The 23506-nt window shown below is 69.1% G+C and carries 27 protein-coding genes; 7 read left to right on the forward strand and 20 right to left on the reverse strand.

Annotated elements, in window-relative coordinates; genetic code table 11:
- Positions 1 to 6: 6 nt before the first annotated feature.
- Entirely contained in the window at positions 7 to 1332 is a 1326-nt protein-coding gene (locus BM109_RS22425) for a M16 family metallopeptidase (RefSeq protein WP_093348333.1), read from the reverse strand.
- Between the two features lie 95 nt (positions 1333 to 1427).
- Positions 1428 to 2870: a M16 family metallopeptidase gene (locus tag BM109_RS22430; protein ID WP_093347400.1), complete on the reverse strand. Its 1443-nt coding sequence runs from the start codon at positions 2868 to 2870 to the stop codon at positions 1428 to 1430.
- 29 nt (positions 2871 to 2899) lie between these two features.
- On the opposite strand from BM109_RS22430, the gene ftsY reads away from it, so the two are divergent.
- On the forward strand, positions 2900 to 4186 hold the full coding sequence (gene ftsY, locus BM109_RS22435; RefSeq protein ID WP_177239435.1) for a signal recognition particle-docking protein FtsY: 1287 nt from the start codon (positions 2900 to 2902) through the stop codon (positions 4184 to 4186).
- 15 nt (positions 4187 to 4201) lie between these two features.
- On the opposite strand, the gene BM109_RS22440 is transcribed toward ftsY, so the two are convergent.
- Together BM109_RS22440 and BM109_RS22445 are read right to left on the reverse strand one after the other, a co-directional pair.
- On the reverse strand, positions 4202 to 5992 hold the full coding sequence (locus BM109_RS22440; protein WP_093347405.1) for an ATP-binding response regulator: 1791 nt from the start codon (positions 5990 to 5992) through the stop codon (positions 4202 to 4204).
- A 10-nt stretch (positions 5993 to 6002) separates the two neighbouring features.
- Positions 6003 to 6728, reverse strand: a complete 726-nt coding sequence (locus BM109_RS22445; RefSeq protein ID WP_057597537.1) for a response regulator transcription factor — start codon at positions 6726 to 6728, stop codon at positions 6003 to 6005.
- A 176-nt stretch (positions 6729 to 6904) separates the two neighbouring features.
- Between BM109_RS22445 and BM109_RS22450 the strand changes: the two genes are divergently transcribed.
- Positions 6905 to 7375, forward strand: coding sequence for an Mpo1 family 2-hydroxy fatty acid dioxygenase (locus tag BM109_RS22450; protein WP_093347407.1), 471 nt, complete (start codon positions 6905 to 6907; stop codon positions 7373 to 7375).
- A 171-nt stretch (positions 7376 to 7546) separates the two neighbouring features.
- Positions 7547 to 8488 (forward strand): RNA polymerase sigma factor RpoH, encoded by a 942-nt coding sequence (gene rpoH / locus BM109_RS22455; RefSeq protein ID WP_057597535.1) that lies wholly within the window; start codon positions 7547 to 7549, stop codon positions 8486 to 8488.
- Positions 8489 to 8554: 66 nt separating this feature from the next.
- On the opposite strand, the gene BM109_RS22460 is transcribed toward rpoH, so the two are convergent.
- Genes BM109_RS22460 through BM109_RS22485 form a run of 6 tightly spaced genes read right to left on the reverse strand, consistent with a single transcriptional unit; the run spans position 8555 to position 13736 of the window.
- A complete protein-coding gene (locus BM109_RS22460; RefSeq protein ID WP_093347410.1) occupies positions 8555 to 9418 on the reverse strand; it encodes a DNA alkylation repair protein in 864 nt (287 codons plus the stop codon).
- A 4-nt stretch (positions 9419 to 9422) separates the two neighbouring features.
- The gene (locus tag BM109_RS22465; protein ID WP_093347413.1) at positions 9423 to 10040 is read right to left on the reverse strand and encodes an SCO family protein; all 618 of its coding nucleotides are present in this window, start codon (positions 10038 to 10040) and stop codon (positions 9423 to 9425) included.
- Between the two features lie 3 nt (positions 10041 to 10043).
- Positions 10044 to 10949 carry a heme o synthase gene (cyoE, locus tag BM109_RS22470; protein ID WP_093347416.1) on the reverse strand — a complete coding sequence of 302 codons (906 nt, stop codon included), beginning with the start codon at positions 10947 to 10949 and terminating at the stop codon, positions 10044 to 10046.
- A complete protein-coding gene (locus tag BM109_RS22475; protein WP_256222716.1) occupies positions 10946 to 12184 on the reverse strand; it encodes a COX15/CtaA family protein in 1239 nt (412 codons plus the stop codon). The genes cyoE and BM109_RS22475 overlap by 4 nt, the downstream gene beginning before the upstream one ends.
- Before the next feature lie 36 nt (positions 12185 to 12220).
- Positions 12221 to 12901 carry a thioredoxin domain-containing protein gene (locus tag BM109_RS22480; RefSeq protein WP_093347419.1) on the reverse strand — a complete coding sequence of 227 codons (681 nt, stop codon included), beginning with the start codon at positions 12899 to 12901 and terminating at the stop codon, positions 12221 to 12223.
- Entirely contained in the window at positions 12888 to 13736 is an 849-nt protein-coding gene (locus BM109_RS22485; protein WP_371268830.1) for an SURF1 family protein, read from the reverse strand. Before BM109_RS22485 ends, BM109_RS22480 begins: the two co-directional genes overlap by 14 nt.
- Positions 13737 to 13763: 27 nt before the next feature.
- On the opposite strand from BM109_RS22485, the gene BM109_RS22490 reads away from it, so the two are divergent.
- Positions 13764 to 13994, forward strand: a complete 231-nt coding sequence (locus BM109_RS22490; RefSeq protein WP_093347422.1) for a twin transmembrane helix small protein — start codon at positions 13764 to 13766, stop codon at positions 13992 to 13994.
- 77 nt (positions 13995 to 14071) lie between these two features.
- On the opposite strand, the gene BM109_RS22495 is transcribed toward BM109_RS22490, so the two are convergent.
- From BM109_RS22495 to BM109_RS22525, 8 genes are all read right to left on the reverse strand, one after another.
- Positions 14072 to 14953 (reverse strand): cytochrome c oxidase subunit 3, encoded by an 882-nt coding sequence (locus BM109_RS22495; protein WP_093347424.1) that lies wholly within the window; start codon positions 14951 to 14953, stop codon positions 14072 to 14074.
- 71 nt (positions 14954 to 15024) lie between these two features.
- On the reverse strand, positions 15025 to 15252 hold the full coding sequence (locus tag BM109_RS22500) for a DUF2970 domain-containing protein (RefSeq protein WP_057596469.1): 228 nt from the start codon (positions 15250 to 15252) through the stop codon (positions 15025 to 15027).
- Positions 15252 to 15878 carry a cytochrome c oxidase assembly protein gene (locus tag BM109_RS22505; protein ID WP_093347427.1) on the reverse strand — a complete coding sequence of 209 codons (627 nt, stop codon included), beginning with the start codon at positions 15876 to 15878 and terminating at the stop codon, positions 15252 to 15254. The genes BM109_RS22500 and BM109_RS22505 overlap by 1 nt, the downstream gene beginning before the upstream one ends.
- A 40-nt stretch (positions 15879 to 15918) precedes the next feature.
- The gene (locus BM109_RS41505) at positions 15919 to 16032 is read right to left on the reverse strand and encodes a cytochrome oxidase small assembly protein (protein ID WP_218159410.1); all 114 of its coding nucleotides are present in this window, start codon (positions 16030 to 16032) and stop codon (positions 15919 to 15921) included.
- Between the two features lie 46 nt (positions 16033 to 16078).
- On the reverse strand, positions 16079 to 17716 hold the full coding sequence (gene ctaD, locus BM109_RS22510) for a cytochrome c oxidase subunit I (RefSeq protein ID WP_093347430.1): 1638 nt from the start codon (positions 17714 to 17716) through the stop codon (positions 16079 to 16081).
- Between the two features lie 62 nt (positions 17717 to 17778).
- Entirely contained in the window at positions 17779 to 18951 is a 1173-nt protein-coding gene (gene coxB, locus BM109_RS22515) for a cytochrome c oxidase subunit II (protein ID WP_093347433.1), read from the reverse strand.
- 60 nt (positions 18952 to 19011) lie between these two features.
- Positions 19012 to 19488: a DUF2244 domain-containing protein gene (locus tag BM109_RS22520; RefSeq protein ID WP_093348338.1), complete on the reverse strand. Its 477-nt coding sequence runs from the start codon at positions 19486 to 19488 to the stop codon at positions 19012 to 19014.
- A 178-nt stretch (positions 19489 to 19666) separates the two neighbouring features.
- Positions 19667 to 20584, reverse strand: coding sequence for a methyltransferase domain-containing protein (locus tag BM109_RS22525; protein ID WP_093347435.1), 918 nt, complete (start codon positions 20582 to 20584; stop codon positions 19667 to 19669).
- Positions 20585 to 20607: 23 nt separating this feature from the next.
- On the opposite strand from BM109_RS22525, the gene BM109_RS22530 reads away from it, so the two are divergent.
- The 3 genes from BM109_RS22530 to BM109_RS22540 all read left to right on the forward strand — a co-directional run bounded on the left by BM109_RS22530 (position 20608) and on the right by BM109_RS22540 (position 22231).
- Entirely contained in the window at positions 20608 to 21324 is a 717-nt protein-coding gene (locus tag BM109_RS22530; protein ID WP_093347438.1) for a ComF family protein, read from the forward strand.
- 20 nt (positions 21325 to 21344) lie between these two features.
- Positions 21345 to 21806, forward strand: coding sequence for a tRNA (uridine(34)/cytosine(34)/5-carboxymethylaminomethyluridine(34)-2'-O)-methyltransferase TrmL (gene trmL / locus BM109_RS22535; RefSeq protein ID WP_093347440.1), 462 nt, complete (start codon positions 21345 to 21347; stop codon positions 21804 to 21806).
- 131 nt (positions 21807 to 21937) lie between these two features.
- Positions 21938 to 22231 (forward strand): DUF4148 domain-containing protein, encoded by a 294-nt coding sequence (locus tag BM109_RS22540; protein WP_093347443.1) that lies wholly within the window; start codon positions 21938 to 21940, stop codon positions 22229 to 22231.
- Between the two features lie 21 nt (positions 22232 to 22252).
- Here the strand turns inward: BM109_RS22540 and BM109_RS22545 are convergent, their stop codons facing one another.
- Together BM109_RS22545 and BM109_RS22550 are read right to left on the reverse strand one after the other, a co-directional pair.
- Entirely contained in the window at positions 22253 to 22714 is a 462-nt protein-coding gene (locus BM109_RS22545; protein WP_177239436.1) for a MaoC family dehydratase, read from the reverse strand.
- Positions 22715 to 22808: 94 nt separating this feature from the next.
- Positions 22809 to 23429: a ParA family protein gene (locus BM109_RS22550; RefSeq protein WP_093347448.1), complete on the reverse strand. Its 621-nt coding sequence runs from the start codon at positions 23427 to 23429 to the stop codon at positions 22809 to 22811.
- Positions 23430 to 23506 lie beyond the last annotated feature (77 nt).

Below are 23506 nucleotides of genomic sequence, written 5' to 3' on the forward strand. Positions count from 1 at the left end.
AGCGGCCTACTTGCTGCCCTGCGGCTTGGCCTGCGGGTCGCTGCCCACCACCACCGTCACCATGCGATCGGGCTGCAGCTTGCGTGCGAACGCGGCCTTGATGTCGGCGGCGGTCACGGCATTCATGCGCGCGGTCCAGGTGTCGAGGTAATCGAGCGGCAGGTCGTTCCAGGCGATGTTGGCGACGTTGCCGATCAGCTTGCGGTTGCTGTCGAGCAGGAGCGGAAAGCCGCCGATCAGGTTGTCCTTCGCGGCCTTGAGCTCGTTCTGCGTGGGCCCCTCGGCGACGAACTTCGCGAGCACCTCGCGCGCCACCTTCACCGCCTCGGCCGCCTGGTCGGGCCGGGTCTGGAAGCCGACGCGGAACGCGCCCGCGTCGAGCCCCGGCGCGAAGCCGCTGTAGACGCTGTAGGTCAGGCCGCGCTTCTCGCGCACCTCGTCGGTCAGGCGCGACACGAAGCCGCCGCCGCCGAGGATGTAGTTGCCGAGGTTGAGCGCGAAGTGGTCGGGGTCCTTGCGCGGATAGCCGGGTTGGCCGATATAGACATGGGTCTGCGCCGACTCGAAGGGAATGCGCACCTCCTTCGATTCGGCCAGCGCCGGCACCGGCGCGATCGCGGGCAGCGGCGTGCAGGCCTCGGGGCCGGGCAGCCGCGACAGCATCGCGTTGGCGATGCCCTCGGCCTGCGCGCGCGTCACCGCGCCCACGATGCTGAGCTTGGCGCGGCACGGCACGATCAGTTGCTGGTAGCGCTGGCGCATGGCCGCGGTGTCGATGCGCGCGAGCGTGGCCTCGGTGGTCTGCTGGCCATAGGGATGGCCGCTGTAGACCGCGGTCGCGAAGGCACGCGCCGCGACCGTCGCGGGCTTGGTGTTGCCCTCGCGGATGGATGCCGAGAGGCGCTCGCGTTCGCGCTGCCAGATGTCGTCGGGGAAGGTAGGTTCGCCGATCACGCGCGCGGCCAGCGCCACCGCCTTGTCGAGTAGCTTGGAGTCGGCGAGGCTGCGCAGCGTGTAGCTGGTGCGGTCGTTGCTGGCGCTGACGTCGAACTCGGCGCCCAGATCGGCCCAGGCCTCGCCCAGCGCGTTCTGGTCGAGCGCGGGCTCGCCGTCGCGGCCGGCGCGCACACCCTTCTCGACCATGGTCGAGCTCACGCTCGCGAGGCCGGCCTGGTCGGCGGGATCTCGCCGGCTGCCGGCATCGAAGTCGACCTCGACGTCGACGATCGGCAGCGCCTGCGAGGACACGAGGTAGATCTTGGCGCCGTTGGCCAGCGTCCAGTGTTCGATCGGCAGCGCGGCCTGCGCGGCCAGGCCGGCGAAGCCGAGCATGGCCAGCACGCCGGTGCGCAGCAGGCGGCCGGCGATGGCCGGCTTGGAATGAGAGAGGGACATGGAGATCTGACCTTCGAGCGATGCGGCGGCGTTCAACGCAGTTCTCCCGCGGGAGCGGCGAAGCCGCGGGCACGGGGCCGCGCATCGGGCGGCAGCGGGACCAAGGTGGCCACGGTGAGCTGGTCATCGCCGAAGTACTTGGCGGCCACCGCCTGCACCTGCGCGGCGGTCACGGCCTGCAGCTTCGCGATCATGCGCGGATCGGCATCGAGCGGCAGGCCCTGCACCCAGTTGCTGCCGAGTTCGCGCGCCTGCGCCATCACCGAATCGCGCTTGTAGGTCTCGCTCGCCACCCACTGCGTCTTGACGCGCGCGAGCTCGGCCTCGCCCACGCCTTCCTTGGCAATGCGCGCGACCTGCGCGCGCAGCGCGGCCTCGACCTGCGCGGCGGTCTTGCCGGCCGCGGGCACGCCCGCCAGGCCGAACAGCTGCGGACCGCGCCCCATCAGCCCCGAATAGGCACCGGCCGAATCGGCCACGCGCTCGGGTCCCTGCGTGAGCGCGCGATCGAGCCGCGAGCCGGTGTAGCCGTCGAGCACGGCCGACAGCACCTCGAGCGCCCAGGCGTCGCTCTCGGCATCGATGCTCTCGAGCTGCGGGATGCGGAAGGCCAGCGAGACGTAGGCCTGCTCGGCCGGCGCCTTGAACTCGATGCGGCGGATGCCGCGCTGCGGCGGCTCGATGCGCGGCTTGCGCACCGGCACCGCGCGCGCGGGGATGCCGCCGTAGTACTTCTCGGCCAGCGCGCGCACCTTGTCGACGTCGACATCGCCGGCGATCACGATCGCGGCATTGGCGGGCACGTACCAGCGGCGGTGGAACTCGCGCACGTCCTCGGGCGTCATCGCGTCGAGGTCGCTCATCCAGCCCACCACCGGCCGGTGGTAGGGCGAGGCGATGAAGACGGCCGCGCTCTGCTGCTCGCCGAGCAGGGCGCGCGGCTGGTCCTCGGTGCGCATGCGGCGCTCTTCCTTGACCACCTCGATCTCGCGCTTGAACTCGTCGTCGGGCCACTGGTTGTTGGCGAAGCGGTCGGATTCGAGCTTCATCACCTGCTCGAGGCTGCCGACCGGGATCTGCTGGTAGTAGCCGGTGTAGTCGCGCGTGGTGAAGGCGTTTTCCTGCCCGCCCAGCGCCGCCACGCGGCGCGAGAACTCGCCGGGCTTGATCGACTTCGTGCCCTTGAACATCATGTGCTCGAGCGCATGGGCCACGCCCGAGGTGCCGTCGACTTCGTCGATCGAGCCCACGCGCACCCAGACCATCTGCACCGCGGTCGGCGAACGCCGGTCGGGCTGCACGATCAGGGTCATGCCGTTGGAGAGGGTGAATTGCTGGGGACCGGGGGCGGAGGCAGTGGCTGCGGTGGCCGGGGGCGATGGCTGTTGCGCCTGCGCGGGCAAGCCCCAGGGCGCCGCGAACGCCAGGGCCAGCACCGCACCAGACGCAGCGCGGCGTGGCGAGGGGTGTTTCATAGAATGGCTCCGATTCTAAAAAGCGCCCGATGTTCAGTTTCTTCAAGAAAAAACCACCCGCGGAAACGCCCGAAGCACCGGCCCCGCAGGCGCCAGCGATCCCGCCGGCCGAACCTGCCCCCGCCGCGGAGAGCGCGCCCTCGCGCTCGGTGTTCTCGCCCTCGAGCTGGTTCGGCGCGAAACCGGCGGCAAAGGAAGTGCCGGCCGCGGCACCGGTGACACCGCCTGCGGCGACGCCGACGCCGGCACCGGTCGTTGCGCCCGCAGTGCCCACGGTCCAGCCCGTGGCGCCGACGCCCGTCGCACCGCCACCTGTCGCACCGCCGCCGCCCGCCGTCGACCTCCCGATCCTCGCGCCAGCCCCCGCGCCCGTGCCGGCACCGGTGCTCGAGGTCGCTCCGCCGCCCGCGCCCGAGCGCCGGGGCTGGCTCGACAAGCTCAAGACCGGCCTGCGCAAGACCGGCACCGGCATCCAGGCGGTGTTCGTCAATGCCCAGATCGACGAGGCGCTCTACGAAGAGCTCGAATCCGCGCTGCTGATGGCCGATGCCGGCGTGAAGGCCACCGAATACCTGCTCGACGACCTGCGTCGCCGCGTGAAGAGCCAGATGGCGACCGACGCATCGCAGGTCAAGCGCCTGCTGGCCGAGGCCATCGCCGACCTGCTGCGCCCGCTCGAGAAGCCGCTGGAGATCGGCCGCCACACGCCCACCGTGATCATGGTCGCGGGCGTGAACGGCGCGGGCAAGACCACCTCCATCGGCAAGCTCACCAAGCACCTGGCCAACGAAGGGGCCTCGGTGCTGCTGGCCGCGGCCGACACCTTCCGTGCCGCGGCGCGCGAGCAGCTGCTGGTCTGGGCCGACCGCAACACGGTGGAGATCGTGAGCCAGGAAGGCGGCGACCCCTCGGCCGTGAGCTTCGACGCGGTGAACGCCGGCAAGGCGCGCGGCAAGGACGTGGTGCTGGTCGACACCGCGGGCCGGCTGCCGACCCAGCTGCACCTGATGGACGAGCTCAAGAAGATCAAGCGCGTGGTCAACAAGGCCGACGCCACCGCGCCGCACGAAGTGCTGCTGGTGATCGACGGCAACACCGGCCAGAACGCGCTGGCGCAGGTCAAGGCCTTCGACGAGACGCTGGGCCTGACCGGGCTGGTCGTGACCAAGCTCGACGGCACGGCCAAGGGCGGCGTGCTGTGCGCGATCGCGCGCGAGCGGCCGATCCCGGTCTACTTTATCGGCGTGGGCGAGAAGCTCGAGGACCTCGAGACCTTCGACGCGCGCGAGTTCGCGCAGGCGCTGCTGGGCAACTGAGGGGCGCCCGCTCCCTCAACGAGCGAGCACCGCCTCGCTCATCGCCTCGAGCAGCCGGTTCGCCACCACCGGCTTGAACAGCACCGGCACGCGCGACTCGCGCACGCGCAGCAGCCGGTCGGGCGAGGTCTCGCCGGTGATCAGCAGCAGCGGCGTGGCACCGTCGCCGGCCCGGCTCAGGCGCAGGCCGGCATCGAGGCCGTCGGCACCATCGGCCAGCCGGTAGTCGCACAGCAGCAGCTCGAAGGGACGGCCCTCGCCGCGCGCCTGCGCCAGCGCCCGCGCGGCCGACGCCTCGTCGCCCACGGCCTGCGCCTCGACCGCATGCGAGCGCAGCAGGCCGGTCATGGCCTCGCGGATCTCCTGCTCGTCGTCGAGCAGCAGCACGCGCGCGGGCAGCCGCGCCGCGCCGCGGCGGCGCTGTTCCTCGGCATCGGCCGCCGCGGCCTGCGGCGGAAACGGCCCGGCCAGCGCGCTGGCCTGCGCGTTCGCGGCCTGCACCACCAGCCGGAAATGCGTGCCGCGGCCCAGGCGCGAATGCATCTGCACCGGATGGCCGAGCAGGCGCGAGAGACGCTGCACGATCGACAGCCCGATGCCCAGCCCGTGCGAGCGGTCGCGGCCCGGGTTGTCGACCTGGTAGAACTCCTCGAAGATCCGGCCCGACTGCTCGGGCGCGATGCCGATGCCGGTGTCGCGCACCTCGATCCAGACGGTCTCGCCGCGGTCGCGCGCGATCACCGTCACGCCGCCGCTGGCGGTGTACTTGAGCGCGTTGTCCATCAGGTTCGACAGCATGCGGTGCAGCAGTTGCGGATCGCTGCGCACCCACAGCCCGCTGGCGCGCACGCGCAGCTGCAGCGACTTCTGCTCGGCGCGCGCCGAGAAGGTGTGGTTGAGCGGCAGGAACAGCGCGTCGAGCTGCACCGCCTGCACCTCGGGCACGACCACGCCGGCGTCGAGCCGCGAGACGTCGAGCATGGTGTCGAGCGAGGCGCCGAGCGCGTTCACGGCGCGCATCAGCCGTTCGGCATTGCGGCCTTCGGGTCGGTTGCGCAGTTCGTTCTCGAGCGCCGCGCCGAACAGCGCGATGGCGTGCAGCGGCTGGCGCAGGTCGTGGCTCGCGGTGCCGAGGAAGCGGGTCTTCTCGAGGCTGGCGCGCTCGGTGGCCGCGATCTGCTCGCCCAGGCGCGCGGCCAGCGCCTCGTTCTCGAAGCGCAGCATGAGCGAGTCGGTCAGGAGCCGGTGCTGGCGGATGCCCGCATGCAGGGTCAGCATCAGGTAGGCCGCGCCGGCCGCGGCCAGGAACAGGTGCAGCCCGTCGCCCTGCCAGGCCAGCGCGGTGATCATGCCCAGCGACATCGGCAGCGTGTAGCCGAACAGCGCCGGCTTCAGCGGCCACAGCGACTGCGAGGCACGCGCGCAGCTGCCGACGATGACCGCCATCAGCAGCGAGGTCATCGGCAGGTTGCCGGCCGGCACGACCAGCCAGGGCACGACGGCCGTGACCATGCTGACCAGCGTGACCAGGCGCGAGATCTTGCGCGCCCAGTACGGGCTCTCGACGGCCGGCCGCGCCGGATACCAGCGCGGCGTGAAGAAGACGTAGATGTCGGCCAGCACCATGCCGGCCATCCAGAACAGCAGCCGCGGGTCGTGCAGCTGCGCGTAGAGGATGGCGCCGAACACCGCCACGAAGCACAGGTGGGTCAGCGTCGAGGCGCTGTAGGTGTCGTAGACCGAGGCGACGTGTTCGCGCAGCACGCGCTGGCCGAGAACGACGTCGGCGGCCGGGTCGTTCAGCACCGCGCGCCGTTCAATGCAGGGTGCTGATCAACTGGGCCCGCGAGCGCATGCCGAACAGCAGCAGGATGGTCGACACGTGGTTCTTCACCGTGCCTTCGCTCAGGTTGGCGAGCTGGGCGATCTCCTTGTTCGCCTTGCCCTCGAGCACCCACTGCAGCACCTGCATCTGGCGCGGCGTGAGTTCCTGCCAGGCGCTGGCGTGGGCGAACTCGGCATAGCCCGTGAGCGCCTTCGGCACGGCCGGCGGCGGCGACTGCGCGGCATCGGGGTCGAGCAGGCCGCAGGCGCGGATGAAGCTCACCACTTCCTTGAGGTCGGCCGACTTGGGCAGGAAAGCGCTCGCGCCCAGCGCCAGCACGCCCTGCGCCAGGGTGCTGTTGCCGGTGCCCGAGAGCACCACGATGCGGGCCTCGGGATAGCGCAGGCGGAACTCGGCCAGGCCGCTCAGGCCATGGGTGTCGGGCAGCGCGAGGTCGAGCAGCACCAGGCCGATCGCGTCCTGGTGCGCCTCGTAGAGCTTGAGCGCGTCGGCAACGTTGCCGGCCTCGTAGACCTCGATCGCGGCGCCCGAGGAGGTCGCCTGGGCCTGGACCAGCGCGCAGACGCCGAGCCGCAGCAGGTCGTGGTCGTCGACCACCAGGATCGCGGTGCGGCCGCGCGGCGCGATGCCGGCCTGCGCCGCCGAGGACGGGGGAGTGGAGGAGGAAGAGGGATCGAGCGGAGCCACGCGCCGCATCTTAGCGGTGCACCCAGGGCGCGACAGTGCCGGAAGTCATGGCGATCCCCGCGATGGCCGCTCGGTGTAATGCTATTGTTTATATAGCACTTGCCAGCGAAGCCGGCGCGGGGCACCATCGGCGGATTCCATCGCGGGCCGCAACGAACGGCCCGCACGAGCCACGGAGACATGCCATGCCGCACACCGCCACCGCCCACGCGCCCGAGGCCGCCAGCGACCGCAAGGTCGACCGCCTGCTGGCCCACTACGAACAGAGCCACCGGCACCCGACCAACGAGCTGATCCACTTCGTCGCGATCCCCGCGATCATGGTCAGCCTGGTCGGGCTGATCTTCGCGATCCACCCCTGGGCCGCCTACGCCTTCCTGCTGGCCAGCCTCGTCTACTACCTGACGCTGCGCTCGCCGGTCTTCCTGCTCGCGATGGGCATCCAGACCGCCATCCTGCTGGCGCTGGTCCATGCCATGGGCAGCCTTGTGTTGCCGATTTCCGCCGCCATCTTCGTGGTGGCCTGGATCTTCCAGTTCATCGGCCACAAGATCGAGGGACGGAAACCTTCGTTCTTCGAAGACATCCAATACCTCTGGGTCGGGCCGCTGTTCGTGGTGTCCAAGCTGCTGCTGAAACTGGGCATTCGCTGGTAAGTACCCGCTTACGGGGCTTTGCCGGCTGCAAGTCGGACAAGACCGAGGTCCTTCGGGGCCGCCGGCCGACAGCCCTTGCCTATCGGCCCGATAGAGACTTTAGGGGAACCCTTGCCTTAGCACTCCCTCTAACCGAGTGCTAATATGGCCAATACGAAGGAGTTTCCCCTGATGACATCCCTGTCTGGAGCCTCTGCCAACCAGCTCGCCGTCGCCAACCCCTGGTCGATGGTGCCCCCGCTGGGTAACCTGGATGCTTACATTTCGGCCGCCAACCGCCTGCCGCTGCTCACCCTCGAGGAAGAGCAGGGCTTCGCCCGCCGTTTGCGCGACCACAACGACCTCGAAGCGGCCGGTGCGCTGATCCTTTCGCACCTGCGCCTCGTGGTGTCCATCTCCCGCCAGTACCTGGGCTACGGGCTGCCGCACGGCGACCTGATCCAGGAAGGCAACGTCGGCCTGATGAAGGCCGTGAAGCGTTTCGACCCCGACCAGGGCGTGCGGCTGGTGAGCTACGCCATGCACTGGATCAAGGCCGAGATCCACGAGTACATCCTGAAGAACTGGCGCATGGTCAAGGTCGCGACGACCAAGGCCCAGCGCAAGCTGTTCTTCAACCTGCGCTCGATGAAGCAGGGCTTCAAGGCCGACTCGGCCGCGGCCGACACCGGCACGCACCGCGAAACGCTGAGCGCCGACGAGGTGACGCAGATGGCCGCGCGCCTGAACGTGAAGCCCGAGGAAGTGCTCGAGATGGAAACCCGGCTCTCGGGCGGCGACGTGCTGCTCGACCCGAGCCCGAACGACGACGGCGAGGAAGCCTTCGGCCCGATCGCCTACCTGGCCGACGCGACGCAGGAACCGACCGCGCTGCTCGAATCGCAGCAGCGCGACCGCCTGTCGAGCGATGGCATCGCGACCGCGCTCGAGGCCCTCGACGCGCGCAGCCGCCGCATCGTGGAAGAGCGCTGGCTCAAGGTCAACGACGACGGCTCGGGCGGCATGACCTTGCACGACCTGGCCGCGGTCTATGGCGTGAGCGCCGAGCGCATTCGCCAGATCGAGGTGGCCGCGATGAAGAAGATGAAGAAGGCGCTGGCCGATTACGCCTGATCGGCTTCTTCCGCCCCTTCGAACGAGCCCGGCCCCGCGCCGGGCTTTTTCATGGGCGCGCTTCGTTCAGCCCGAGGTCTTGGCGAGGGTGCGCAGCGCGCGCTTGGCGATGTAGCGCGTCTCGGGCGTGTTCGATTCCTTCACCCAGCGCGCGCACACGCCGTCGACCCACTCCGCCTGCGTCTTGCTCGCGTCGTTGAGCCAGTTGGCGACCGAGTTCTGCACGTAGCGGCTGCCGTCGGCGCGCAGCGGTTCGAGCAGCGGCAGCGCGCGCCAGGGCTCGGCCTTCAGCGCCTCGATCTGCGCGCACCACACGCCGCGCGGGCGCGTGAGTTCGCTCGCGAAGCGGCGGATGTTCGGATCGTCGTCGCGCACCCACGGCTGCAGCAGCGCGAGCGCCTCGTCGAGCGAGCCGACGACCGCGTCGCGCACCGCCATCCAGGCGATCTCGCGCACGCCGAAATGCGGATCGGCCGCAAAGCGCCGCACCGCCTCGAGCTGGCCGGCCAGCGGCAATTGCGAGAGCGTGACCCACTGTGCCGCCCAGCAGCGCGCGACGTCGCTGGCATGCGTGGCAAGCCGGTGCGCGACCGCATCGCGTTCGTCGTGCAGCGCGGCGAGGTCGTACAGCGCCCGCGCGATGTGGCCGTGCCGCTGCATCGGCTTGAAGGCACTCAGCATCGCCAACGTGTCGACCAGCCGCTCGCTCGCCGCGTCGAGGCCGATGTGGCCCGCCACGCTGCGCGCCAGCTGCGGCAGTTCGAGCGCGAGGAATTCGTTGAGGTTGACGGTCTCGATCAGCCCGTCGTTGAGCGCATGCAGCACCTCGGGCGGGATCAGCGCGATGCGGAACGCGCCCTTGCGTGCCTTCAGGTGCGCCACCGCCGCGATGGCCGTGGCGAGGCTCTCGGCGTCCGCTCCGGGCGCCATCGACTCAGGCCGCCAGCAGGGTCTTGATGTCGGCCACCATCGGCGGCACGCCGGCCCCGTAGCGCGCGTACAGCCGCAGCCGGCCCTGCGGGTCGTAGACGAAGCTCGCGGCCGAGTGGTCCATCGAGTAGCTGGTGGGCGTCTTGCCGTCGACCTTCTTGTAGTAGACCTTGAAGTCCTTGGTCGTGGCGACCAGCTCGTCGGCCGTCGGGATCAGCGCGACGAAGCTGGGGTCGAAGGCGCCCATGTAGGCCTTCATCACCTCGGGCGTATCGCGTGCCGGGTCGACCGTGACGAACACCACCTGCAGCTTGTCGCCGTCGGCGCCGAGCTGCTGCTTGACCTGCGCCATCTCGGTCATGGTGGTCGGGCAGACGTCGGGGCACTGCGCGTAGCCGAAGAACAGCACGACCACCTTGCCCTTGAAGTCGGCCATGGTGCGCAGCTTGCCGTCGGCATCCTTGAGCGAGAAGTCGCGCGCGTAGTCGGCGCCCGTGATGTCGACCGCATTGAAGCTCTGCTTGGTCTCGTTGCAGCCCGCGAGCCCCAGCCCCACGGTGGCGGACACGGCCGTCCAGCCCGCGCCGGCGGCGATCAACTTCAGGGCATTGCGCTTGTTCATGGGTCAGCGGAGGTAATGGTCGACGAGCAAGGCCGCGAACAGCACGCTCAGGTGGATCAGCGAGAACCGGAAGGTCTTGCGCGCCAGGGTGTCGGAGTAGTTGCGCCACAGCGCGAAGGCGTAGCCCGTAAAGCCCACGCTCACGGCCACCGCCACCGCGAGGTAGAGCCAGCCGCTCATGCCGTAGATGAAAGGCATCAGGCAGCCCGCGAACAGGATGAAGGTGTAGAGCAGCACCTGCAGCCGCGTGAACTCGTTGCCGTGCGTGACCGGCAGCATCGGCAGGCCGGCCTTGCGGTAGTCCTCGACGCGATAGAGCGCGAGCGCCCAGAAATGCGGCGGGGTCCACAGGAAGATGATGAGGAACAGGATCAGCGCCTCGGGCCCCACTTCGCCGGTCATCGCGGCCCAGCCAAGCACCGGCGGCATCGCGCCCGAGGCGCCGCCGATCACGATGTTCTGCGGCGTCAGCGGCTTCAGGATCACGGTGTAGATCACCGCATAGCCGACGAAGGTGGCGAAGGTCAGCCACATGGTGAGCGGATTGACGGTGAACCACAGCAGCACCGAGCCGGCGATGCACAGCGCCGCCGAGAACAGCAGCGCCTGGCGGTCGCTGAGCTCGCCGCGCGCGGTCGGGCGCCAGGCGGTGCGCTTCATCTTGGCGTCGATGCCCTTCTCGACCAGGCAGTTGAAGGCCGCCGCCGCGCCCGCCACCAGCCAGATGCCGATGCAGGCCAGCACGGCGCGCTGCACGTCGAGCCACGAGGGCGCGCCGGGCACGGCGAGCACCATGCCGATCAGCGCGCAGAAGACGATCAGCTGCACCACGCGCGGCTTGGTGAGCGCGTAGAACTGGCGCAGCACGCTCGCGCCATGCGCCTGCTGCAGGGGAATCGGGGTGCTCATCGGGGGACCTCCGCGCCGCGCAAGGGGGCGCCGGGTGGAACGGCAGGGTTCGCGCGCGACAGGCGGGCGCCGGCCGCCTGCTCGCGCCGGCTTTCGCACAGCGCCCAGACCAGCACCACCGCCAGCGCCGCGGCGCCGCCCGTGTGCAGCACGGCGGCCGCGAGCGGCCAGCCGAGCAGCACATTGCCCAGGCCGGTGGCGAGCTGCAGCAGCGCGAGGCCGGCGAGCCAGCCGGCCTGCGGCCGCAGGCTGTCGATGCGGCGCATGCGCCAGGCCAGCAGGCCGAGCGCGACGAACACGAGATACGCCAGCAGCCGGTGCGCGTAGTGGATGGCGGTGAGCGCCGCGAAATCGAGCGGCACGCCCTCGCCGGTCACGCCGAGGTGGCGCCAGATCTCGAAGCCCTGCGCGAAATTCATCGGCGGCCACCAGCTATCCTGGCAGGTCGGGAACTGCGTGCAGGCCAGCACCGCGTAGTTGGTGCTGACCCAGCCGCCGAGCGCGATCTGCAGCACCAGCAGCACCGAGGTCGCGATCAGCCCGTTGCGCAGCGCCGGCGACACCGGCGTGGGCAGGCGCTGCGCGGCCACCTGGCGGTAGCGCACGGCCTGGATGCACAACAGCGCGAGCAGCACCACGGCACCCAGCAGGTGCAGCGTGACGATGGCGGGAAAGAGCTTCCAGGTGACGGTGAGCGCGCCGAAGGCCCCCTGCAGGCAGACCCAGACCAGCGTGGCCGCGGGCCACCAGGCGCTGAGCGCGGCATGGTCGGCGCCTTGCCGCGCCGACGAAGGCGCCGCCCTCGCCTGCTGGCTCTGCCGCGCGCGCACCACCCAGGTGGCGACCGCGAGCACCGTGATCAGCGCGCCGACGCCGGTGGCGAGATAACGGTGGACCATCTCGACCCAGGCCTTGCTGTGCGTGACCGGGCCGGTGGGCTGCGCGGCCTGCGCCATCGCGATCTCGTGGCGCGCGCCCACCGGGCTCGCGTTGCCGTAGCAGCCGGGCCAGTCGGGGCAGCCCAGGCCCGAATCGGTGAGGCGCGTGAAGGCGCCGAACAGCGTGAGGTCGAAGGTCAGGAACAGGGTGAGCACGGTCAGCGCATGCAGCCGCCGCGCCGGGCCGGCTCCCGCGTTGCGCCGCCACACCCAGACCAGCGGCCCGAGCGCGATCAGCGCGCCGGCCGCCAGCAGCCAGGCGATCGGCGTGAGGTCGTAGAGCGAGCTGGAGTCCATCTTGATTGAAAGCGTCGTGCGTCTTCGTCGTCGTGCTCAGCGGCCCGGCTCGTCCCACGAGGCGGAGGCGCGCAGCAGGCGGTCGAGGTCGCGCTTGGCGCGGCCCGCGCCCTTGGCATCCATGCGCGCGGGGAAACGCATCATGAAGTTGCCCATCGGGTCGACCACGAACAGGTGCTCGGCCAGCGTGTGGCCGGCTTCGGGCGTGAACCACCTGGCGAGCTGCTCGGGCGGCAGGCGCAGCACGGTGGCGCCGCGCAGGCCGTTCTCGAGGCGCTCGGGCACGGGCGCGGCATCGCTGACCAGCCAGACGCGGTCGAGCCGGTCCTTCTCGCGGCCCAGCACCTCGCGCAGCTGGCGCTGCAGGTAGAGCTGCTGCTCGCACAACGCGTCGCAGGCGGCATCGCCCACCGCCACCAGCAGCCACTGGCCCTTGAGCGTCTGCAGGCTGACCGGCGCGCCCGCGCGGTCGGCCGCGGTCAGCGCGGGCATCTCGTGCTGCGGGTCGATCAGCTGGCCGTAGACGCTGCGGCCCTCGGGCCGGATCACGTAGTAGGTGAAGTACGAAGCGATCACGGGCGCCGCGCACATCAGCATCACGGCGATCATCTTCCAGCGCCCGACGACCGTGCGGCGGCCCTCCGCGCCGTCGAGCGCCTGGGTCGGCGACGGCATCGAGTGCACGGTCAGCCCCAGCGGCTCGTCAGCGGACTGCATCGCGGCGTGCGCGGCGCGAGCGCCGGAGGGGGGCAATGAATTGGAACCAGACATAGAGGATCACCACGAGGGCCGACAGGCCGAACCACTGGAATGCATAGCCATAGTGTTTCTCCAGGCCCAGCGCGGGCGCCGGCCAATCGCGCTGCAGGCCCTCGGAAGCAGGCCCGGTCTGCTGCAGCGACACGTCGGTGCGCAGCGGCAGTTGCGTTTCGGCACGGAAGCCTTCGAGGTCGAGATTCTGCCGGATGGGCGAAGACCCCTCGCCAGCCGGTGCCGAGGCCGGCGCGGCGGGCTTGCCGAGCTCGAGCAGGTGGCCCGGCGGCGGCTCGATCAGGCCGGTCACGTCGACGAGGCCGGCCGGCGTCTCGACCGCGCTGAGCTGCGTGCGGTCGTTGAAATTGCGCTGGATCCAGCCGCGCTGCACCATCACCGTCTGGTTGCTGCCCTCGAGCGCGAGCGGCGTCAGCACGTAGAAGCCGGGCACGCCGTGCATCTGGCGGTTGTCGAGGTAGACCGACTGCGCTGAGAGCCACAGCCCACGCAGGTGCACGGGGCGGTGCAGCATCTCGGCCGGACGCTCGAGCGCGAGGAAGTCGGCCTGCTCGAGCGGCGGCTTGAGCTTCTGGCCGTCGATCTCGGCCTGCAGCGCCTCCTTCTGCGCCGCGCGCGAGAGCTGCCAGCGGCCCAGCGAGATGGTCGACGAGACGGTGACCAGCGCGGCGATGGTCATCAGCCAGAAGCGGGCCCAGGTCCAGCCGCGGTCGCTGCGCTGGCGGGAGGAGGCGGTGTCCGGCGCGCGGCCGGGAGGCGGGTTCAGGGGGTCGGGAGTCACTGGAACGCGGGTGGCAGGCGGCCGATAATGCGGGTCATGAAATACTTCGTTGCCCTGTTGTTCGTGGGCATCTTCGCGAGCCTGGCTTTCGCGCTCTTCTACATGTTGAAGGACGGTCGCAACGGGCGCGCCAAGAGCGGCGGCATGGCGCGCGCGCTCACCTTTCGGATCGGCCTCTCGGTCCTTTTGTTCCTCTGCATGCTGCTGGCCTGGAAACTGGGCTACATCCAGCCCACCGGGCTCCCTCTCGGCAAGTAGGTGGTGCTCGTTCCACGAGAACCATGAAAAAGGCGCCTGACGGCGCCTTTTTTGTGGAATGCCGCGAGGTGCTTCGCTCAAAGCCAATAGACCAGCATGTAGAGGCCGAGCCACACCACGTCGACGAAGTGCCAGTACCAGGCGGCACCCTCGAAGCCGAAGTGGCGCTCGGGCGTGAAGTGGCCCTTCTGCAGGCGCAGCGTGATGAACAGCAGCATCAGCATGCCGATGAACACGTGCAGGCCGTGGAAGCCGGTCAGCATGAAGAAGGTCGAACCGTAGGTGCCCGAGCTGAGCTTGAGGTTCAGTTCGGTGTACAGGTGGTAGTACTCGTAGCCCTGCACGCCCAGGAAGATCACGCCGAGCAGCACGGTGAGCCACATGAAGCGGATGGTCTGCGCACGATGGCCGGCACGCAGCGCGTGGTGGGCGATGGTCAGGGTCACGCCCGAGCTCAGCAGCAGCGCGGTGTTGATCGTGGGCAGCCAGAACGGGCCGACGGTCTGGAACGGCTCGACGATGCCGGCCGGAGAACCGGTCACGCCGGCCGCGACGCTGGGCCACACGGCCTTGAAGTCGGGCCACAGCAGGGCGTTGTCCAGGCTGCCGAGGTTCGGCAGCGCATGGGTGCGGGCCCACCACAGCGCGGTGAAGAAGGCGCCGAAGAACATCACCTCGGAGAAGATGAACCAGCTCATGCTCCAGCGGTACGAGAGGTCGATCTTGTGGCCGTACTGGCCGCTCTCGCTCTCGCCGATGGCGGCGCGGAACCACACGAACAGCGTGCCGAGCCAGATCAGCATGCCCAGCAGCAGCGACCACGCACCCCACTGGTGGCCGTTGATCCACTGCCCCGCGCCGAGGATCACGAAGAACAGGCCGATGGCGGACACGACCGGGTAGGCCGAGGGTCCTGGCACGAAGTAGTAAGGCGTGGTGCCGTGGGTGGTTGAACTCATATCAGCTCCTGGCTTTCTTTCTTCTCTCGATTCGATGGGTTCTGGGTAGCGTGGGTTCGTTCGCTCGGGGCTCAGGGCGCGACCACGAAGCGCACCACCAGCACGAGGCCGACGATGAACGCGATCACCATGACGAAGGCGACCGCGATGATGTGCAGCGGGTTCAGCTTGGCCAGGTCGTCCTGGTAGGCGCTCTTCTTGCGAATGCCGAAGAACGACCAGGCTACCGCCTTGAGGGTCGCGAGCAGCGAGCCCTTGCGCTGCGTGGCAGGGGTGGGGGTGGGTGGCGAATCGACCATCACGAACGCGGCTCGGCTGCGGTGACGGGCGCGACGGCGACCGGCGCCGCGGGCGTCTTGCCGCCGACCTCGAAGAAGGTGTACGACAAGGTGATCGTCTTCACGTCCTTCGAGATCTTGGGATCGATCACGAATGCGACCGGCCACTGCTTCTTCTCGCCCGCGTCGAGCGTGTACTGGTTGAAGCAGAAGCACTCGAGCTTGTTGAAATAGGGCGCGGCCTGCTGCGGCGCGTAGCTCGGGATGGCCTGCGCGGCCATGCGGCGGTTCTGCACGTTCTGGAACTCGTACATCACCGTGTTGAGCTCGCCCGGGTGCACTTCCATCGTGCGCTCGGCCGGCTTGAAGTCCCAGAGGCCGCCGCGCACGTTGGAGTCGAACTCGACCTTGATGGTGCGGGTCATGTCGACCTGCGTGTTGTCGGGCACGCGCACGTTCTTGCCGCCGCTCGCGCCGCCCGGCACCTCGAGCTCGGAGAGCGCGAGGATGTTGATGCCGGTCATCTCGCAGATGGCGCGGTACAGCGGCACCAGCGCATAGCCGAAGGCGAACATGCCGCAGGCGACCACGGCCAGCTTGCCGACCATCTGGACATTGGCGCGCCGGATGCGTTGACCGAGGCTCATGTGCGTGTGCTCCTGTGCCTTGAGGCTTGCAAAGACCGCGTCAGCGGCCGCTGAACCAGACCATGCGCACGACGAAGCCGACGAAGAAGATCAGCGCGATCGAGGCCAGCGTGAGCCCCATGCGGCGGTTGTTTCTTCTCTGTTCGGGCGTCATCGCGTGGCGGTCTCGATCGTCGGGGATGCGTGGGGCGATCCGGCGCTCAGCCGATCACCTTGGTGGCGGTCGCGTCGAGCTTGGGCGGCGTCTCGAAGGTGTGGAACGGCGCCGGCGACGGCACTTCCCACTCGAGGCCTTCGGCGGCTTCCCACGGCTTCTGCGGTGCCTTCTCGCCCTTGCCGAGCATGGTCGGCAGCACGACGAAGAAGAAGAAATACACCTGGGCCAGGCCGAAGGCGAAGGCGCCGACCGATGCCACCGCGTTGAAGTCGGCGAACTGCATCGGGTAGTCGGCATAGCGGCGCGGCATGCCCGCCAGGCCCAGGAAGTGCATCGGGAAGAAGGTGACGTTGAACGAGATCAGCGACCACCAGAAGTGGATCTTGCCGCGCGTTTCGTTGTACATCACGCCGGTCCACTTGGGCGCCCAGTAGTAGTAGCCCGCGAACATGGCGTACAGGGAGCCGGCCACCAGCACGTAGTGGAAGTGGGCCACCACGTAGTAGGTGTCCTGCAGCTGGATGTCGATCGGCGCGATCGCGAGGATCAGGCCGGTGAAGCCGCCCATCGTGAACACGAAGATGAAGCCCACCGCGAACAGCATCGGCGTCTCGAAGGTCATCGAGCCCTGCCACATGGTCGCGATCCAGTTGAAGATCTTCACGGCCGTCGGCACCGCGATCAGCATGGTCGCGTACATGAAGAACAGCTGGCCCGTGACCGGCATGCCGGTCGTGAACATGTGGTGCGCCCAGACGATGAACGACAGGATCGCGATCGACGAGGTGGCGTACACCATCGAGGCGTAGCCGAACAGCTTCTTGCGCGCGAAGGCCGGCACGATCTGGCTGATGATGCCGAAGGCCGGCAAGATCATGATGTAGACCTCGGGGTGGCCGAAGAACCAGAAGATGTGCTGGTACATCACCGGGTCGCCGCCGCCGGCGGGGTTGAAGAAGCTGGTGCCGAAGTGGCGGTCGGTCAGCGTCATCGTGATGGCGCCGGCGAGCACCGGCATCACGGCGATCAGCAGGTAGGCGGTGATGAGCCAGGTCCAGCAGAACATCGGCATCTTCATCAGCGTCATGCCGGGGGCGCGCATGTTGAGGATGGTCACGATGATGTTGATCGAGCCCATGATCGACGAGGCGCCCATGATGTGCATCGCGAAGATGCCGGCGTCCATCGAGGGGCCCATCTGCAGCGTGAGCGGCGCGTAGAGCGTCCAGCCCGCGGCCGGTGCGCCGCCGGGCATGAAGAACGAACCGACCAGCATCAGCGCCGCGGGAATCAGCAGCCAGAAGCTGAAGTTGTTCATGCGCGCGAACGCCATGTCCGAGGCGCCGATCTGCAGCGGGATCATCCAGTTCGCGAAGCCCACGAAGGCCGGCATGATCGCGCCGAACACCATGATCAGGCCGTGCATGGTGGTGAACTGGTTGAACAGCTCGGGGTTCACGAGCTGCAGGCCCGGCTGGAACAGCTCGGCGCGGATCAGCAGCGCGAGCACGCCGCCCACCATCAGCATCGTGAAGCTGAACAGCAGGTAGAGCGTGCCGATGTCCTTGTGGTTGGTCGCGAACACCCAGCGGCGCCAGCCGGTGGGCGCGTGGTGGTCATGGTGGTCGTCGTGCGCGTGGTCGCCGTGGGCGTGACCGTGGGGGTCGAGGACTGCACTCATTTCATCGTTCCTTGAATATCTCGTCGCTGGGCGCTGTTCGCTGTGTTGTTCCGGTCAACCGATCACTTGCCGCGCAGGGCAAGGACTTCGGCCGGCTGCACGATCTGGCCCGTCTTGTTCGACCAGCTGTTCTTGGTGTAGGTGGCGACGGCCGCGAGGTCGGTGTCGCTCAGTTGCTTCCAGGACGGCATCGCGCCGTTGTTCTGGCCGTTGAGCAGCACCATCAGCTGCACCTTGTGGTCGGCGTCGAGCACCTTCGGGTCGCCATCGAGCGCCTTGATCGGACCCGCGCCCTTGCCGTTGGCCTGGTGGCAGGCCGCGCAGTTGGCGGCGTAGACCTTCTCGCCGCGCGCCATCATGTCGGGCAGGGTCCAGACCTTGGTCGGGTCGTCGAGCTTGGCGGCGGCTTCCTTGCGCTTGGCGGCGACCCAGGTCGTGTAGTCGGCGGCCGAGACCACCTTCACGTGGATCGGCATGTAGGCGTGTTCCTTGCCGCACAGTTCCTGGCACTGGCCGTAGTAGTCGCCGACGGTCTCGGCACGGAACCAGGTGTCGCGCACGAAGCCGGGGATCGCGTCCTGCTTGATGCCGAGCTGCGGCACCGCGAAGGCGTGGATCACGTCGTTGGCCGTGGTGATGATGCGAACCTTCTTCTGCACCGGCACGACCAGCGGGTTGTCGACCTTGAACAGGTAGTCGTCGGGGATCGCGCCCTTGGCGCCGGCATCCGACATCGCGCGCTGCGAGCTGTCGAGCGTGGAGATGAAGGCCAGGCCCTCGCCTTCGCCGTTCAGGTAGTCGTAGCCCCACTTCCACTGGTAGCCCGTGGTCTTGATCGTGAGGTCGGCGTTGGTGGTGTCCTTCTGGGCCACCAGCACCTTGGTGGCGGGCAGCGCCATCACGATCACGATCAGGAAGGGAACGATGGTCCAGATGACTTCGACCACCACCGATTCATGGAAGTTGGCGGCCTTGTGGCCCACCGACTTGCGGTGCTTCCAGATCGAATAGAACATGACCGCGAACACGGCCACGAAGATCACCGTGCAGATGATCATCATCACCGTGTGCAGGAAGTGCTGCTCCTGCGCAATCTTGGTCACACCGACCGGAAGATTCAACTGGCGCACCGAGGGGCCGCCGGGCAGATCGTTGACTGCGTGCGCCGCGCCGCTGAAAGCCGCGCCGGCCGCCAGCATTGCCGGCATGAACTTATTGCGCCAAATGCTCTTCATCGTGTTCACGTTTCTTCAAATTTTCAACAAACCCAACCGTGCAGCACCGCGCGAGCCCCCTCAGGCGCCGCGCAACGCCATCCGAATCTCGCGCGCCAGTGCGGCCCTCAACTCCGGCCGCACATAGCGCCCCACCCTGACCGATCGACCCTGGCCCGACAACTCGATCAACGATCGGTCGCCGGTCTGCGGCTCGATCCGCACCCGGTGCGGGAGAAATTCCGTGCGCTCGTAGCTCCCGCCGTTCTCGAGTTCGACCACGAGCCGGCCCGCCTGCAGCATGATCCTCTCGCCATCGGTCGCATGCCGGGCGTAGGCCATGAACGCGAACCCCACGGCAGCCAGTTCGAGCCAGGCGAACGGCAACACGAGCGGCGCGCCGTGCATCCAGAAGACCGTTCCGATACCGAGCGATACCACGCACAGTGAAGCGTAGAGCCAGCCGAGCTGGCTCGGCGTCACCGAGCAGTTCCGCTTCAGAAACCAGTGGATGTTCTGGCCTGAAACAGTGGCAAATCGAAACACGGAATTCGACACGGGCGAGTTCAGCAAATCGGTAAGTCGGCGCCCGCCAGATCCCTTGTCTTCCACGGGTTCCGACGGACCTCGATCGCGGGCATGTACCCACGAGTTTCACGCAACGGCGGATTGTAGCGGGTAGATACCAGCGGCCGTGTACCGAATGCGGCACGCGCGGGCCGCGCTACAACGGTCTTCAGTGGGCGGACGGGCGCCCGCGCTGCAGCATCTCGCGCATCTCGCGCAGCGAGACCGCGCTCTCGGCCGACAGCGAGACCCGCGGGGTCGGCTTGAAGGCATGGCCGTAGATGATCTCGAAGGTCAGCGCGATCCGGCCTTCGCCACCTTCGGCCGGCGCGAGTTCGGGCAGTGCCTTGTGCAGGGCCGCCTGCCAGGCCCGGCCGCGCAGGGCCGGAAAACGCGCCGGATGCAGGTTGCGCCCGAGCGTGCGCAGCTCGGCCAGCGCGGCATCGGGCGTGGCCCAGGTCAACACGATGCGCTCCATGTCCATCACGGGCTCGGCGAAGCCGGCATGGACCAGCATGTCGCCCCAGTCGTGCATGTCGGTGAACTCGTGGCTCGCGGCCGGCCAGCCGAGGCGCGCATGCAAAGCGCGCAGTTCGCGCAGGGTGTCGGGGCCGAAGCACGAGAACATCAGGAAGCCGTCGGTGGCGACCTGCCGGTGCCAGTGCGCGATCAGCGCCTCGGGGTCGGCCGCCATGTGCAGCGCCATGTTGGCCCAGAGCAGGTCGACGCCCTCCTCGGGCAGCCCGTCGAAGCGCAGCTTGCCGCCCTGCCAGCGGCGCGCGCTCCACCAGGGCGCGGCCAGCGCGGCCGAGGTCGCGGCGGCCAGCGCCGGCTCGGGCTCGATCACGAAGGCCTCGGCCTCGCGGTAGCGGCGCGCCAGCAGCTCGTGCGCCTCGAGGCCGCCGCGCAACGGCGCCCAGTCGGCCCAGTGGCGCGGCTTGGCCTTGATCCATTGCAGCCGGTCTTCCATGCGCCGCCCGATCTCCTCGTGCAGCCAGGGCGAGCCGTCGGCTGGCGCCAGCCGGCGCCAGCGGGCGGCCGCCGCGGCATCGATGGTCGGCGGTCGTCGTTGGGGGTCGGTGGCCATGGGGGCGTGAGTATATTGAGCCCATGCTCAGCCGTTGGACCGCGCGCCCTTTGACCTCGCTGTTGGCACGGCTGCCCAGCCAGTGCGCGCTGTGCCGCGACTGGCCGTCGCGCCCGGTGTGCGAGGCCTGCGCCGCGCGCTTCGCCGCCAGCGCGCCGCGCTGCCAGACCTGCGCGCTGCCGCTGCCCGCGGGCGTGGCGCGCTGCGGCGACTGCGTCGTGCACCCGCCGCCGCTCGATGCCTGCCTCGCGGCCTGCGACTACGCCTGGCCGTGGCCGGACTGTGTCGCGGACTTCAAGTTCCGCGGCGACACCGGCTGGGCCGGCCTGCTGGCGCAGTTGCTGCGCGCCATCCCCTCGGCGGCGGCGCTGCTCGATGCCTGCGACTGCGTGCTGCCGATGCCGCTCGCGCCGGGCCGGCTGCGCGAGCGCGGCTTCAACCAGGCGCTGGAACTGGCGCGCCGGCTCGCGCCCGCCAAGACCGATGCCGCGCTGCTGCTGCGCACGCGCGAAACGCCGGCCCAGCGCGGCCTCTCGCGCGCCGAGCGCATGCGCAACCTCCAGGGTGCCTTCGCGGTCGAGCCGCTGCGCGCCGATGCGCTGGCCGCGCGGCGCGTGGTGCTGGTCGACGACGTGATGACCACCGGCGCCTCGCTGTTCAGCGCGGCCCAGGTGCTGCGGCGCGCGGGCGCGGCGCATGTCGCGGGCATCGTGCTGGCGCGCACCGACAGGCCGCACTGAGCGTGGCGACAATCGGGCCCATGTTCCATATCGTCCTGGTCCACCCCGAGATTCCGCCGAACACCGGCAACGTGATCCGCCTCGCCGCCAACACCGGCTGCACCCTGCACCTGGTGGAGCCGCTGGGCTTCTCGATGGACGACAAGCTGCTGCGCCGCGCCGGCCTCGACTACCACGAGTACGCCGAGGTGCGCCGCCATGCGAGCTGGCAGGCGCTGCTCGACAGCGAACGGCCGGCGCCCGATCGCCTGTTCGCGCTCACCACGCGCGGCACCCGCGCCGTGCACGACATCCGCTTCGCGCCCGGCGACTGGCTGGTGTTCGGCTCCGAGACCAGCGGCCTGCCCCCCGCGATCCGCGAGAGCTTCGATTCCGCGCAATGGCTGCGGCTGCCGATGCGCGAACGCCAGCGCAGCCTGAACCTGTCGAACGCGGTGGCGGTGACGGTGTTCGAGGCCTGGCGGCAAAACGGATTCAAATGAGGCATCGCGACCCCTCGCGCGATGGGGTCGCATCCGAACGGCGGAATCCCCCGTATGGAAAGCATGCCGGCTCGATGCATTCCGGCATGCCGATCCACCCACGCTCCACACGGGGCACGAGGAGTTCCACCATGCAAGCCAAGTCCATCGCCTTCGCCGCCCTCGCCACCCTGGTCCTGAGCCACGGTGCCCAGGCCTTCCAGGGTGAACAGAATCCGCTGCCCGCGGCGCCGTTCCAGTCGACGCTGTCGCGCGCCGACGTGCAGGCCCAGGCCCGGCAGCCGTTGCGCATCACCAATGGCGGCACCGGCGTGGCCCGCCCCACCGACGGCATGACCGACCGCGCCGCGGTGCGCGCCAGCGCGGTGGGCATCACGCGCCAGGGCGCGGCCGCCTATGGCGAGATCAGCGACCGCCGCATGTAAGAAGAGAGAAGGCGCGCCGCCTCAGCGGTAGCGGCGCACCACCGACTCGGCCACGCAGGCGGGCTTGGCCGCGCCTTCGAGCTCGATGGTGGTTTCCCAGGTCATCTGGATGCCGTCGTCGGCAATGGGTTCGGAGGTCAGCAGCTTCATGCGCGCGCGCAGCCGCTTGCCCACCGGAACGGGCGACATGAAGCGCACCCGGTTCAGGCCGTAGTTCACGCCCATGCGCGACTCCACCACGTCGAGCGCTGTCTCGTAGAAGCGCGGCAGCAGCGACAGCGTGAGAAAACCGTGGGCGATCGGCCCGCCGAACGGACCGGCCTTCGCGCGCTCGAGGTCGACGTGGATCCACTGGTGGTCGCCGGTCGCCTCGGCGAACTGGTTGACCTGCTCCTGGGTGATGGTGATCCAGTCGCTCACCGCGACTTCCTGGCCGACACAGGCGGCCAGATCCTGAAGGGTCTGGAAGGTCTTCTTGGTCATGCGCCGCACTCTAGCGGCAAGGCCGCGGCCGCGGGTGTCGGCACGGCGACAAGCGGGCTCAGGGAATACCTGGGGCGCAGCGGCATGCGGCGGCTCAGCTCTCGAGCCATTCGCAGATCGGCTGCCACTGCTCGAGGTCGCGCTGCACCCGGCCCGGTGCGATGTCGAACAGGGTGAGCCCGCGCGCCGCGAGCTGCACGTAGTTCTGCGTGTCGCGCAGCTCGCCGACCACCGGCACGCCCAGCCCCGCGATGAATTCGTTGAGCCGGTCGGCCGCCAGGGTGCGGGCGTTGACGCGCATGCCGACCAGGCCGATCTGCGTCTTCTCGGCGCGGCGCTGCTCGAGCAGGCGGTCGATGAATTCGCGCGTGGCGTAGATGTCGAAGATGCTCGGCTGCAGCGGCACGATGAGCTTGTCGGCCAGCCCGATCACGTCCTTGAAGCGCCAGCCGTGCAGGCCGGCCGGGGTGTCGAGCACCGCATGGGTGGTGCCGCGCGGCGGGCGCACCACGCTGTTGTCCTCGGTGGCCTCCCAGGTCGAGATCGGCCGCGCCTGCGGCGGGCGCAGGCCGAGCCAGAGCCGGGAGGACTGCTGGCGATCCACGTCGCCGAGCATCACGGCGTGGCCGCGGCTTGCAAAGTAGCCCGCGATGTTCGTCGCGAGCGTGGATTTGCCAACGCCACCCTTGGGATTGGCGACCAGAACCACCGGCATGGAAATCTCCTCCAGAAGGGACAGTCCGCCATGGTAGTGGCTGGCGCCCAAAATCCCGGGACTGCGCTATGTTCGCG

Origin of the sequence: Variovorax sp. PDC80 (assembly GCF_900115375.1) — a bacterium.
Lineage (GTDB): Bacteria > Pseudomonadota > Gammaproteobacteria > Burkholderiales > Burkholderiaceae_C > Variovorax.